16 protein-coding genes are annotated in these 13560 nt (G+C 51.2%); 12 read left to right on the forward strand and 4 right to left on the reverse strand.

Going from position 1 to position 13560, the window contains the following annotated elements:
• Nucleotides 1-15: 15 nt before the first annotated feature.
• The 10 genes from arcC to nrdG all read left to right on the forward strand — a co-directional run bounded on the left by arcC (nt 16) and on the right by nrdG (nt 8938).
• The gene (arcC, locus tag JK216_RS08135; protein ID WP_212711540.1) at nt 16-930 is read left to right on the forward strand and encodes a carbamate kinase; all 915 of its coding nucleotides are present in this window, start codon (nt 16-18) and stop codon (nt 928-930) included.
• A 78-nt stretch (nt 931-1008) separates the two neighbouring features.
• Complete coding sequence (gene argF, locus JK216_RS08140; RefSeq protein ID WP_212711535.1) at nt 1009-2013, forward strand: ornithine carbamoyltransferase; 1005 nt, start codon at nt 1009-1011, stop codon at nt 2011-2013.
• Between the two features lie 47 nt (nt 2014-2060).
• Nucleotides 2061-3464, forward strand: coding sequence for a YfcC family protein (locus tag JK216_RS08145; RefSeq protein WP_212711534.1), 1404 nt, complete (start codon nt 2061-2063; stop codon nt 3462-3464).
• 78 nt (nt 3465-3542) lie between these two features.
• Entirely contained in the window at nt 3543-4022 is a 480-nt protein-coding gene (locus tag JK216_RS08150) for an ArgR family transcriptional regulator (protein ID WP_212707673.1), read from the forward strand.
• Nucleotides 4023-4087: 65 nt separating this feature from the next.
• Nucleotides 4088-4273, forward strand: a complete 186-nt coding sequence (locus JK216_RS08155) for a hypothetical protein (protein WP_212707672.1) — start codon at nt 4088-4090, stop codon at nt 4271-4273.
• Nucleotides 4266-5201 (forward strand): aspartate carbamoyltransferase, encoded by a 936-nt coding sequence (pyrB, locus tag JK216_RS08160; RefSeq protein WP_212707671.1) that lies wholly within the window; start codon nt 4266-4268, stop codon nt 5199-5201. The genes JK216_RS08155 and pyrB overlap by 8 nt, the downstream gene beginning before the upstream one ends.
• Nucleotides 5202-5216: 15 nt before the next feature.
• Nucleotides 5217-5681: an aspartate carbamoyltransferase regulatory subunit gene (gene pyrI / locus JK216_RS08165; protein WP_212711533.1), complete on the forward strand. Its 465-nt coding sequence runs from the start codon at nt 5217-5219 to the stop codon at nt 5679-5681.
• A 79-nt stretch (nt 5682-5760) separates the two neighbouring features.
• On the forward strand, nt 5761-6147 hold the full coding sequence (gene ridA, locus JK216_RS08170; protein ID WP_212707669.1) for a RidA family protein: 387 nt from the start codon (nt 5761-5763) through the stop codon (nt 6145-6147).
• Nucleotides 6148-6330: 183 nt separating this feature from the next.
• On the forward strand, nt 6331-8463 hold the full coding sequence (nrdD, locus tag JK216_RS08175) for an anaerobic ribonucleoside-triphosphate reductase (protein WP_212710555.1): 2133 nt from the start codon (nt 6331-6333) through the stop codon (nt 8461-8463).
• A 10-nt stretch (nt 8464-8473) separates the two neighbouring features.
• Nucleotides 8474-8938 carry an anaerobic ribonucleoside-triphosphate reductase-activating protein gene (gene nrdG / locus JK216_RS08180; RefSeq protein ID WP_212711532.1) on the forward strand — a complete coding sequence of 155 codons (465 nt, stop codon included), beginning with the start codon at nt 8474-8476 and terminating at the stop codon, nt 8936-8938.
• 49 nt (nt 8939-8987) lie between these two features.
• Here the strand turns inward: nrdG and JK216_RS08185 are convergent, their stop codons facing one another.
• Together JK216_RS08185 and JK216_RS08190 are read right to left on the reverse strand one after the other, a co-directional pair.
• A complete protein-coding gene (locus JK216_RS08185) occupies nt 8988-10193 on the reverse strand; it encodes an acyltransferase (RefSeq protein WP_212707666.1) in 1206 nt (401 codons plus the stop codon).
• 398 nt (nt 10194-10591) lie between these two features.
• Nucleotides 10592-11020 (reverse strand): YhbP family protein, encoded by a 429-nt coding sequence (locus JK216_RS08190; protein WP_212707665.1) that lies wholly within the window; start codon nt 11018-11020, stop codon nt 10592-10594.
• 86 nt (nt 11021-11106) lie between these two features.
• Here JK216_RS08190 and JK216_RS08195 point away from each other — a divergent pair, with 86 nt between their 5' ends.
• On the forward strand, nt 11107-11394 hold the full coding sequence (locus JK216_RS08195) for a GIY-YIG nuclease family protein (protein ID WP_212707664.1): 288 nt from the start codon (nt 11107-11109) through the stop codon (nt 11392-11394).
• On the opposite strand, the gene JK216_RS08200 is transcribed toward JK216_RS08195, so the two are convergent.
• Entirely contained in the window at nt 11385-11882 is a 498-nt protein-coding gene (locus JK216_RS08200) for an N-acetyltransferase (protein WP_212707663.1), read from the reverse strand. The two genes, JK216_RS08195 and JK216_RS08200, sit on opposite strands and share 10 nt — an antisense overlap.
• The gene (locus JK216_RS08205) at nt 11876-12400 is read right to left on the reverse strand and encodes an SCP2 sterol-binding domain-containing protein (RefSeq protein WP_212707662.1); all 525 of its coding nucleotides are present in this window, start codon (nt 12398-12400) and stop codon (nt 11876-11878) included. Before JK216_RS08205 ends, JK216_RS08200 begins: the two co-directional genes overlap by 7 nt.
• Nucleotides 12401-12555: 155 nt before the next feature.
• Between JK216_RS08205 and JK216_RS08210 the strand changes: the two genes are divergently transcribed.
• Nucleotides 12556-13551, forward strand: coding sequence for a peptidase U32 family protein (locus tag JK216_RS08210; protein WP_212711531.1), 996 nt, complete (start codon nt 12556-12558; stop codon nt 13549-13551).
• Nucleotides 13552-13560: the final 9 nt, after the last annotated feature.

Raw genomic sequence — 13560 nt, forward strand, 5'->3', positions numbered from 1 at the left:
AGCGGGACAAATAATATGGACAAAAAACCGATACTGGTCGTTGCTCTGGGAGGCAATGCGCTGCTGAAACGCGGCGACCCTCTGGAAGCCGGTATTCAGCAAAAAAATATCCTGATTGCCGCCAGCGTGATTGCCGGACTGACCGCACAATGGCGGGTGGTACTGGTGCATGGTAACGGGCCTCAGGTCGGGCTGCTGGCACTACAGAATGCTGCTTATACCTCCGTCACCCCCTACCCGCTGGATGTGCTGGGGGCCGAAACCCAGGGAATGATTGGCTATATGCTGCAGCAGGCCCTGAAAAACTGTCTGCCGGATACCCATATTACCACCCTGCTGACACAGGTGAAGGTCGATACGCTGGATCCGGCATTTCAGGATCCCTGTAAGTTTATCGGTCCGCTGTATTCAGCCGATCAGCTGGCTGCATTACCGGCAGACAACCCGTGGCAGATAAAAGCCGACGGATACGGTTTTCGCCGGGTGGTGCCCTCACCTCTGCCGGTCAGTATTGTCGAGAGCGCGGCGATCATCACATTGCTGGCCGATGATCATCTGGTGATCTGTAACGGCGGGGGCGGAATTCCGGTCACAGAAGGTGAAAACGGGTTACAGGGAGTGGAGGCCGTGATTGATAAAGATCAGTCTGCCGCCCTGTTGGCGCGCCAGCTGAATGCGGATGCGTTACTGATCCTCACCGATGCAGATGCCGTGTACCTGAACTGGAATACCCCGTCACAGGAAGCCATTGCTCAGACAACCGCCAGTTCACTGGAAGAACTGCGGTTTGATGCCGGATCGATGGGACCAAAAGTGTCGGCCTGCTGCCGGTTTGTCAGGCAGTGCCACGGAATTGCCGGGATTGGTGCTCTGCAGGACGGCTGCAGCATTCTTTCCGGGAAAAAAGGCACACTGATTGTTGCCGGATAACGGCCAGCCAGCCGGTGCTGTTACTCAACACCGGCTTCTTCGGGAGCCGGAAAAGGATAATTCAGATAAGGATTTTATATGTCAGTTAACCTGAAACACCGCCATTTTCTGAAACTGCTGGATTACACAGCGGAAGAAATTGATTACCTGCTGACACTCTCCCGTCAGTTGAAACAGGATAAACAGCGCGGCGAAGAGCATCCCCGGTTAACCGGTAAGAATATTGCGCTGATCTTCGAGAAGAGTTCCACCCGCACCCGCTGTGCTTTCGAAGTCGCGGCTTTCGATCAGGGGGCAAGGGTTACGTATCTCGGGCCATCGGGTTCACAGATTGGCCATAAAGAATCAATGAAAGATACCGCCCGGGTACTGGGCCGGATGTACGACGGCATTCAATACCGTGGCTTTGGTCAGCCAATTGTCGAACAGCTGGCGGAATTCGCCGGTGTACCGGTCTGGAACGGACTGACTGATGAGTTTCATCCGACCCAGATTCTGGCTGATTTAATGACTATGCAGGAGCATGCACCAGACAGAGCGCTCTCATCCCTGAGCATTGCTTACCTGGGGGATGCCCGCAACAACATGGGTAATTCACTGATGGTCGCCGCTGCCATTATCGGTATGGATATCCGGCTGGTAGCACCGCGTGATTTCTGGCCGCAAGAGACCCTGGTACAACAATGTCAGGCTATTGCGGCGGACAGCGGTGCCCGGATTCTCCTGACCGAATCGGTCAGTGACGGGGTGCGGGGGGTGGATTTTCTGTATACCGATGTCTGGGTGTCAATGGGAGAAGCCAAAGCGGCCTGGGCAGAGCGCGTCAGCCTGATGCAGCCTTATCAGGTAAACCAGCAAGTGATCGCGGCAACCGGGAATCCCGGTGTGAAATTTATGCATTGCCTGCCCGCTTTCCATAATGAGCACACCTCTGTAGGCCGTGAAATCGAAGAGACTTATGGCCTGAAGGGCCTGGAAGTCACTGATGAGGTGTTTGAGTCATCCTGTTCGATTGTGTTTGATGAAGCAGAAAACAGGATGCACACCATCAAGGCAGTCATGGTCGCAACCCTGGCAGACTAACCGACCACAGGTACGCCTGGCGGCGTACCTGTCAGGGAGAAATAACAATGAAGACCTTTAAATTCCCCTCCGCCTATACCATTCTGTTTATGCTGATTATTCTGGTCGCCGCACTGAGCTGGCTGATCCCCGCCGGGCAGTATCAGATGGTAATGAATGACACCCTGGGTAAAACCGTGCCGGTGGCAGGTACCTGGCAGGCCGTCGATCCTAATCCTCAGGGGATCAGCGATATTTTACTGGCTCCCATCGATGGCCTGTGGGATCACCGTACGGGTAATGCCGGGGCGATTGATGTGGCGCTGTTTATTCTGATTATCGGCGGGTTCCTCGGTGTGACCAACAGAACCGGTGCCATTGATGCGGGGATCCAGCGGGTTACCTTAAAACTGAAAGGTAAAGAAGAGTGGATGATCCCGATACTGATGGGCGTATTTGCCCTTGGTGGCACCATTTACGGGATGGCAGAAGAGTCACTGCCGTTTTATTCACTGCTGGTGCCGGTGATGATCGCTGCCCGCTTTGATCCTATGGTTGCTGCCGCCACCGTATTACTGGGGGCCGGTATCGGTACCCTCGGATCGACGATTAATCCGTTTTCCACGGTGATTGCGGCCAATGCCGCCGGGATTCCGTTTACCGACGGTATGCTGTTGCGGATCATTATCCTGATCAGTGGCTGGCTGACCTGCGTCTGGTGGGTCCGCCGCTATGCTATCCGTATCCGTAATCACCCTGATTTATCCGTACTGGCCGATAAAGCGGAAGAGAACCGTCGTTACTTTCTGGCTCAGCAAGGGGATGAACCTTTAGCCTTTACCCCGGTACGTAAAATTATCCTGCTGCTGTTTGCTGCGGCCTTTGTGATGATGATTTATGGTGTGGCAGTGAAAGGCTGGTGGATGGGCGAAATTTCCGCCATGTTCCTGGGCGCAGCCATTATCACCGGACTGATAGCCCGGATAAGTGAGGAGGACTTTACCACGGCATTTATCGACGGTGCGCGGGATCTGCTCGGTGTGGCATTGATCATCGGTATTGCCCGCGGGATCGTAGTGGTGATGGATAACGGAATGATCACCCATACACTGCTCAATATGGCTGAGCAATTGGTCACGGGGTTACCGCCGGTAGTGTTTATTAATGTGACCTGGCTGATTGAGATCGTGCTGTCATTCCTGATCCCTTCTTCTTCCGGACTGGCGGTTCTCAGTATGCCGGTACTGGCACCACTGGCCGACTTTGCCGGTATCGGACGGGATCTGGTCGTCACAGTGTACCAGTCGGCTTCCGGGCTGGTGAATCTGATTACTCCAACCTCCGGTGTGGTAATGGGCGGTCTGGCGATTGCCAGAATCCCTTATATCCGTTACCTGAAATGGGTGGCTCCGCTACTGGCTATTCTTGTGATTATGAACATAGTTATGCTGAGTGTCTCTGCGCTACTATGATGACCAGCGGACTGCCTGATACGAGGATGTAAGGTATCCGGGCAGTTTCTGTCAGGTCCGACAACGGAGATGTCATTTATGCCTATTACCTCGCCAGCCACCAGCAGAGAACTGCAACAGCTGGCACTCTGCCAGCGGCTGATCCTGCAAAACAGCTATATTTCTCAGGAAGCTCTGCGCAAGGATCTCCAGCGCTATGGCTATCCGATGATCAGCCAGTCAACCATTTCACGGTTACTTAAAAACCTCGGGGTGATCAAAATCCGTAATAGCCGCGGGCAACGGATTTATACCCTCAGCCCGCTGGCGCAGCCGTTACCTCAGGCCAGCCGTCCGATTGCTGAAATGGTCGTCGATGTCGTTCATAATAATGAGTTTATTCTGGTACATACCGCTGCCGGTTATGGACGGGCCATCGCCCGCATTCTTGACTGCCAGCAACTGACCCAGACGATAGGCGTCGTTGCCGGCAGCGATAATGTCTGGATTGCTCCCAGACACAGCCGGCAGATAAGCTCTCTGTACCAACAGGTGCGCCATCTGCTGAATGCCGGATAATACCTGTTCCGGGTATCCCTTTTTCCCGGCGGACAATGCTTGTCAGAAATTTCAGGGCCGGTATAATGCGCGAAAATTTTCCGGGAGAAAGCATGGCACAGATGATGACACACTCTGATACCCGTATCCGCTTTGCTGCGGGCGATAGCCCTTTTTTCTCCGGCATTACTACCTATTCTGTTAAAGCCCCTGTTTCAGGGGCTTTTTTTTGCCCGCCATCTGCTCGTGCCGAGGACATCAATAATGGCTAACCCTCTCTATCGAAAGCATATTATCTCTATCAATGACCTCAGCCGTGAAGAGCTGGAGTTAGTATTAGACACTGCCGCCCGGCTGAAAGCCTCACCGCAGCCGGAACTGCTGCAGCATAAAGTGATCGCCAGTTGTTTCTTCGAAGCCTCCACCCGTACCCGGTTATCGTTTGAAACTGCCATCCACCGGCTGGGAGCCTCAGTGGTTGGCTTTTCTGACAGTGGTAATACCTCGCTGGGGAAAAAAGGCGAGACCCTGGCAGATACGATTTCAGTGATCAGTACCTATGTCGATGCCATCGTGATGCGACATCCGCAGGAAGGCGCGGCACGGCTGGCAACAGAATTCTCCGGTGATATACCGATCCTGAATGCCGGTGATGGTGCCAATCAGCACCCGACCCAGACGCTGCTGGACCTGTTTACCATCAGTGAGACCCAGCAACGGCTGGATAACCTGAATATCGCGATGGTCGGTGATTTAAAATATGGCCGGACCGTGCATTCACTGACCCAGGCACTGGCTAAATTCAGCAATAACCGTTTCTTTTTTATCGCACCGGATGCGCTGGCAATGCCCGCTTATATCACCGATTTACTGGATGAAAAAGGGATTGTCTGGTCGCGCCATACCTCTATTGAAGAGGTGATGCCGCAGACAGATATTTTATATATGACACGGGTACAGAAAGAGCGCCTCGACCCGTCAGAATACGCCAACGTCAAAGCACAGTTCGTGTTAAGGGCCGCCGATTTAGCCGGTGCCCGTGATAGCATGAAAGTATTACACCCCCTGCCACGGGTCGATGAAATTGATACGGATGTCGACAGTACCCCCCACGCCTGGTATTTCCGTCAGGCCGGAAACGGGATTTATGCCCGCCAGGCATTACTGGCGCTGGTATTAAACGAACAACTGACGGCATAACGGGGAGAGATAATCATGACTCAGGATACTAAATTACAGGTAGAAGCGATTAAATGCGGTACGGTTATCGACCATATTCCGGCCCGTGTCGGCTTCCGTCTGCTGTCGCTATTCCGGCTGACCGAAACAGACCAGCGCATTACTATCGGGCTGAATCTGCCTTCCGGTGAAATGCAGCGTAAGGATTTGATCAAAATTGAGAATACCTTTCTTACAGATGATCAGATTAATCAGCTGGCAATTTATGCCCCCCATGCCACCGTTAACCGGATTGATAACTATGATGTGGTGGCTAAGAGTATCCCGGCAATGCCGGAACGAATTGAACGGGTGCTGACCTGCCCCAACAGTAATTGCATCAGCCATAATGAGCCGGTTCACTCGGTATTTACGGTACGCCAGCGTGCCGGAGATATCTCACTGAAATGCAAATACTGTGAAAAAGAATTTGCACATCATGTTGTTATAGGACACTGGTAATCAACACCGGCGCTTCTATAATGGGAAAACATCTGGCAGAAGGCGCCACCGCCTTCTGAATTATCATTAAGGGGAATTTATGTCTCGCGTCATCAGTACCGAAAAAGCACCTGCCGCTATCGGCCCTTATGTACAGGCTGTCGATCTCGGGAATATGGTTATCACTTCCGGCCAGATCCCTGTGGACCCGAAAACCGGTGAAGTTGCAGATGATGTTGCAGCGCAGACCCGTCAGTCACTGGCAAATGTGCAGGCAATCATTGAGCAGGCCGGCCTGAGTGTCGGTGATATTGTAAAAACAACGGTTTTTGTGAAAGACCTGAATGACTTTGCCACGGTCAATGCGACTTACGAAGCTTTTTTTACTGAAAATAACGCCGGTTTCCCTGCTCGCTCCTGCGTTGAAGTCGCCCGGCTGCCGAAAGACGTAAAAATTGAGATTGAAGCAATCGCTGTACGCCGCTAATCAGTCTGTCTGTTCCCGGAACATTCCGGGAACAGTATCGTTTCAGATACTGCCCGTGTCATTTTTCCACGATAGCCTCCTCTCCGCTTCTTTGTTTTTAATCAAACTCTCTGCAACTATTTCGCTTAATGCACTACATATTGTGTTTTAAAATCACCAAAACACAATATACAGGAAATAATCATGGATCATCTGGTGATTAAACGGGATGGCTGCAAGGTCGCTTTCTGCCGCCAGCGCATTATGCATGCCATTACTGCGGCAGCTGAAGCTGCGGGGGTCACAGATAAAAATTATTGTGAAGCCATGACCACCGTTATCTGTACCGAATTACAGCGACAGCCTGTACTGGATATCAGCCTGATACAACAGACGGTCGAAAACAAATTAATGGCAGGCCGTTTTCCGGAAGTCGCCCGTTGTTATATTGAATATCGCCATGATCGCGACAAAATACGCGAACAGCACAGCCGTTTACACCAGGAAATTCAGGGGTTGGTGGAACAAACCAATGCCGCTCTGCTGAATGAGAACGCCAACAAAGACAGTAAAGTGATCCCTACACAGCGCGACTTACTGGCAGGGATTGTGGCTAAACATTACGCACGACAGCATATTTTACCGCCGGCGGTGATGCAGGCGCATGATCGCGGCGAGATCCATTACCACGATCTCGATTATGCCCCTTTCTTTCCGATGTTTAACTGTATGCTGATTGATTTACAGGGCATGCTGACCCACGGGTTTAAAATGGGTAACGCTGAAATTACTCCGCCAAAATCTATAGCCACCGCAACCGCAGTCACCGCCCAGATTATCGCGCAGGTCGCCAGCCATATTTATGGCGGTACAACGATTAACCGTATTGATGAAGTACTGGCCCCGTTCGTTGATGCCAGCCTGCAACGCCATCGGGAGATTGCCCGTGAATGGCAGATTAAGGATGTGGAAGGCTATGCGGATGCACGTACCCGTAAAGAGTGTTTCGATGCTTTTCAGTCGCTGGAGTATGAGGTAAATACCCTGCATACCGCTAATGGCCAGACCCCTTTTGTCACCTTTGGCTTCGGGCTGGGAACGTCACGTGCTTCACGGCTGATTCAGATCTCTGTCCTGAAAAACCGCCTTGCCGGACTGGGAAAAAACCGTAAAACGGCCGTATTTCCGAAGCTGGTGTTTGCTATCCGCGAGGGAGTAAACCGCCGTCCCGAAGACATTAATTATGATATCAAGCAACTGGCACTGGAATGTGCCAGCCAGCGGATGTATCCGGATATTCTGAATTATGATCAGGTCGTAAAAGTGACCGGGTCGTTTAAAACCCCGATGGGCTGTCGCAGTTTCCTCGGCGTATATGAAGAAGATGGCCGGCAGATCCATGAAGGACGTAATAATATCGGGGTGGTCAGCCTGAATTTACCCCGTATAGCCCTGCAAGCCGGCGGTGATGAAACCCGTTTCTGGTCATTGCTGGAACAGCGGCTGGATACGGCGAAACAGGCACTGATGAGCCGAATCAGCCGTCTGGAAAATACCTGTGCCAGGGTTGCCCCCATACTCTATATGGAAGGTGCCTGCGGGGTACGTTTGCAGGCCGATGAAAAAGTCGGCAAAATTTTCCGTAACGGCCGGGCATCCGTGTCTCTGGGATATATCGGCCTGCATGAAACCATCAATGCCCTGACAGGTAACCGGCAGCACCTGTTTGATTCGGCGGAATTGCAGGAAAAAGCGCTGGCGATTGTCACCCGGCTGCGGCAGGCAACAGATCAGTGGAAAACCGAAACTGGCTATGGGTTCAGTCTGTACAGTACTCCCAGTGAAAACCTGTGTGACCGTTTCTGCCGGCTGGATGCTGCAGAGTTCGGGCTTGTCGCCGGAGTAACCGATAAAGGCTATTACACCAACAGCTTCCACCTGGATGTCGAAAAAGCCGCTAACCCCTACGATAAGATTGATTTTGAAGCGCCTTATCCGCAAATCGCTAATGGCGGTTTTATTTGCTACGGCGAGTACCCGAATCTGCAACATAATCTGAAAGCTCTCGAAGATGTCTGGGATTACAGCTATTCACGTATTCCTTACTATGGCACCAATACGCCCATTGATGAATGTTATAACTGTGGCTTTAAAGGTGAATTCAGTTGTACCAGTAAGGGATTTACCTGTCCGCAGTGCGGAAATCATGATCCGGCCCGGGTGTCAGTCACCAGGCGGGTATGCGGCTATCTTGGCAGCCCCGATGCCAGACCTTTCAACGCCGGTAAGCAGGAAGAAGTAACGCGTCGCGTAAAACATATGCCGAACGGTATATAAGGCCCGGTATATGAATTACCACCGCTATTATCCTCTGGACGTGGTAAACGGTCCGGGTACCCGCTGTACGTTGTTTGTCTCCGGTTGTGAACATCACTGCCGGGGATGCTACAACCAGTCAACCTGGCGGCCGGACTCAGGGTATACGTTCACTCCGGACCTGGAAGATCAGATTATCACCGACCTTAACGACAGCCGCATTCCCCGCCAGGGACTATCATTGTCTGGCGGAGATCCACTGTATCCGGCCAATATCAGCACAATATTACGGCTGGTCAGCCGGATAAATGCTGAGTGTCCCGGCAAAGATATCTGGCTGTGGAGCGGTTACCGCTTTCAGTGGCTCACCAATGAACAGCGCAAAATAGTGGCTCGTATTAATGTACTGATCGACGGTAAATTTATCGATAGCCAGAAAGATCTGACCCTGAAATGGCGCGGCAGCAGAAATCAGCGTATCTGGTATCTGCGCTGAGCCCTGACCCGACAAGACTGCATCATCAGGACTCAGAACAGCATTGCTGTCACTCGCGGGCCTGCTGCGCATTGGCAGTCTGTTTTTTAGATCCGGACCTGGAATTCAGGTAATTTCCGCAGGGAATTTCCACAAATTTATACAGGATCCAGCCCAGGAGCACACTGACGACTGCCGCGAATACCAGTATCAAAATCCCGTCAGGGAGATTAAATTTCTCGCCCCCTGCCCAGCGTTTCAGCAGGATTAAGATAGTGAAATGGATCATATAGAAGCCGAAAGAAATATTACCCAGCCACTGCATTACCGGTAAATTCAGGAATGATTTTTTTCCCCGGATATCACCGACCGTCAGAGATCCCAGCAGGAAAACCAGCGGATATAACGTAATCAGGTTATAACTGAACTGAAAAGGTAAATTCACATCAATAATGTAGCTGGCGGCCACCAGCAGAGTACTGGTAACAGTACTGATGCGGATAAAGTAACCTTCGAGAATAATACGGGAAAGTACCAGCCCGATAACGAATTCAAATACCCTGGTCAGCGGGAAAGTGTAAGACAGCCACCACTCGATTTCACCGACTTTAAAAGGCCAGCCGGGCAGCGGTGTTTCATGACGGGTCGCATAGAAAATAATGACCTGACTGATGATCATGCCGAGATAGCAGATAAAGATGGTGGTCCACAGTTTATCTGCGGGGAGGGCTTTCACCCAACGGAAAACAAACGGAAAAATAATATAAAACAAAATGATAGCGCATAAAAACCAGCTGGGTGTATTCCCGCCAATATAATTCTCTGCCCGCGGGATCCAGCTCTGAACCAGAAATAAGTTAGGTAACCAGATATCCGGCCGCCGGAAACTGATCACCCCGGTCGCGACCACAATCACCATAACCACCACATTTACCGGGTAGATCTTTGCAAAGCGACGTTTATAAAAGCGCAGCGGGTGATCGACCGGGCGGGACGACCATCCCATCACAAAACCGCTCAGGATAAAGAACATAGATACACTGACCCAGCCGCTTTTACTGAAGATCACGTAATACCAGTGACTGACCTGAGGATCAGAAAACGGTGCCAGAATCGGACCCAGGGTCGAGTGAAACAGAAACACACTGATCGCCGCGATAAAGCGAATGCCGTTCAGCGAGGTCAGATTAGGTAACATTCCTTTCTCATTACGCCGGACAATATGGTGCGCCGTCGGCGACCAGGACTGAGGTTCTGAAGCTTTACTGTTTTGCATAGACTCCCCCACTGAAAACAGATATACCGGACAACTCATTGATAAAAAATATTACACAATGAGAAAAAGTGACTGTGTGACTGTATGCAGGTGAAATGCTCACAGAGCCTGGTTTCAGCTCCGGAAAAATGATTTATAAATAAAGTAAAGTTACCGATAATATATTTACGATGAACACATCAGGCATTAACTAATAGATAACATCAGAGATGATTGCAAAAGAAATTAATAAATAAAAGTTATCTTTATGAATAACCTGATTTTATTTATTGTGACTTTTTGTACATGGCAACAGATCAAGGAAGGAGAAGGGGAAGCGGCGCAGGCGCAGTATCCTGTACGCCAGAGGATCGCAAAGGGGCTGCCCGCCTCCCTGCGTCAGTACCGCCAAATAACATTCAGGCCGAACGTGACCAGTGGATTTTTTTGCCAAAACCGAGTGTATTGTCGGTCATTTTGAGTTGATCAGGACGGATTTCCCACAAAGGGGCTTTCATCGCTCTGGCAACCGGAAACTGCCGCTGGTAACAGGCGACTGCCTGCTGTAGCCGCTCACCCTGCGGTCGAAAAATTTCACCGGTGTACTGAATGCCTTTAATTTTCATCACTGACTCTGTCGGGGTCGTCACGGTGCCTGCCACCCGGTTGTTTTTCAACATCAGCTGACCATGACGGGTACTTTCTTCTGTCATCAGCCAGAAAGCTATTTCCTGTTCATCAAACACATAAAAGCAATTCGCAGCCCACAGGCTTTCACCGCTGCCGGTACACAGGGTCAGTACATGATGTTTTTTAAGGTAATTAATACAATGTGTTAAATCAGACATATTCAGACCTTAGCCATTACCCAATGGCATCACGAGAAACTGCAGGCTACACTGCCTGCAAAAATCAGGACAGGAAAAAGATACTGATGGAAAAGTGCTGGTCCCTTTATATGGTGCGTACCGCATCAGGTGCCTTATATACGGGCATCACTACAGATGTTGCACGGCGCTTTATGCGCCATCAGCAGGGTAACGGTGCTAAAGCTTTGCGCGGCAAAGGTCCGCTAAGTTTAGTGTTTCAATGCCCTGCCGGTGATCGTTCGCTGGCGTCAAAACTTGAATATCAGCTTAAGCAACGATCCCGCAGGGATAAACTGTTACTGGTCGCTCAGCAACCCGATAACCTGTTACTCTGGTTTAAAGATCATCCGTAAAAAGGCGCTGAGAATGTCAGTGTTCCGTGGCCCGTTTCTGTCGGACCATTTGCCAGCGGATAGATAAGCAGGGCCTGTTGCGTATGACCGGCCGGGCACTGGTATTCCAAACCATCAGCGACAGTAAAACCGACCCGTGGCAGGCAGGCAGTCTGATTTTCGGCGATCACTGCACTGTAGCCAAACTCATTCAGGGTATCCAGGGCTTCACAGACCAGTTTTTCATCCAGCCCCGCAGGCTGGTCACTGTTCACTGCCAGCGGATATAACACCACCCAGCCATGATCTTCACCGCCTGAAGTTACCGGACTGAACGCCGCATAACCCAGTACCTGCCCTTCATCATCTGTCGCAACCACACCCAGAGTAAGCAGCCCCTGTTCGCGCAGCATTCTGACCCGTTTCGCTTCATGCTCTGAGCCAAAACAGTGTTTTAATAAACGGTCGATGCCTGGTGCATCAATACCAATCTCAGTCCGAATTAGCATGAGTTCTCTTCGCGCACCGTAATAACGCTGGCGTCCTGTGTCATTCCTGCTTCTGTAAATGCAGCAAGATGCTGCAACCCGTTATATAATAACGCCGGCATTGCTTCGGGTTCGATAGCATCCATCAGGTTTTTTACCGCAAGCCCCAATTCTGTATCACCTTCCACAATCAGCCGGCGCTGGAAGAATAACATATCCGGGTCTTTACGACCTGCCGCGAGTAAAATCAGATCATTAATTCCTGCCCGGAACCAGACATCCGCCACTGAGTCATCAGTCACGATAATCCGCCCTGCCTCCAGAGTCATCACCCATTTCCAGCGCAGATCACTGATATCAATACCCAGCCTGCGTTGTTGCAGAAAATCAATTTCACCGTCAGCAATCAATTGCTGGTACTGCCAGTTGATCAGCTGTCGGAGACACATTTTTTTGCAGAACAACGGCACCCTGCCCAGAGGGGTGGCCAGTAATCCCGGCATCCTGTTAACCAGTTGATAATGTAAGCGCTGCAGCATGGTATCTTCCTTAATCTGACATCAGAACAAAAACGCCATTTTATCTGTAGATCCGGTGATCTTCGTGACTATCCGGTAATACTCTGCCCTGAATCAACTTTCTGGCGGATAAATTTCCCTACACTTTCTTCCCTGTAAATTCTGTGGAGAGACGTATGGAACTGTTATGTCCGGCAGGTAATCTTCCCGCCCTGAAAACTGCAGTGGAACAGGGGGCAGATGCAGTGTATGTCGGCCTGAAAGATGATACTAATGCACGGCATTTCACCGGGCTGAATTTTACCCCTGAACGTCTGGAACAGGCGGCAAAATATCTGCATCAGCACCAGAGAAAGTTGCATGTTGCTATCAATACCTTTGCTCATCCGGCCGGTTTTAACCGCTGGAAACAGGCGATTGATGTTGCAGTAAACAGTGGTGCTGATGCACTGATCCTCGCCGATCCGGCACTGCTGGAGTACGCTTCGTCACGTTATCCCCGGACGGAACGGCATTTATCGGTTCAGGCTTCTGCGACGAATACAGAAGCGATACGTTTCTACCAGCGCGAATTTGCTGTCCATCGGGTGGTGCTGCCAAGGGTGCTGTCATTACATCAGGTACGGCAACTGGCCCGGGAAACGACAGTGCCGCTGGAAGTATTTGCTTTCGGCAGCCTGTGCATTATGGCGGAGGGGCGCTGTTATCTGTCTTCCTGGATGACCGGTGAATCTCCGAATACGGCGGGAGCCTGTTCTCCGGCCAAATTTGTCCGCTGGCAGACCACAGGCCAGGGTATGGATTCGCGGCTGAATAACGTGCTTATTGACCGTTTCCGGCCGGATGAAAACGCCGGTTACCCGACCCTGTGTAAAGGCCGCTACCTGGTCGACGGGCAGCGCTATCACGTCCTTGAAGAACCCACCAGCCTGAATACCCTGGCACTGCTGCCGGAACTGCAGCGGATGGGCATTGTTTCAGTGAAGATTGAAGGCCGGCAACGCAGCCCTGCGTATGTACGGCAGGTAACTTCAGTCTGGCGACAGGCAATTGATCATTGCCAGAATGCCGACGGTAACTTCGGGGTGGATCCGCGCTGGATGCAACAACTTGGTGAGCTGGCGGAAGGCACACAAACCACACTGGGTGCGCTGCACCGCCAATGGCAATAAGGATAGCCG

It is taken from the genome of Tatumella sp. JGM94 (assembly GCF_018257595.1).
In the GTDB taxonomy this organism is placed as follows: domain Bacteria; phylum Pseudomonadota; class Gammaproteobacteria; order Enterobacterales; family Enterobacteriaceae; genus Tatumella; species Tatumella punctata.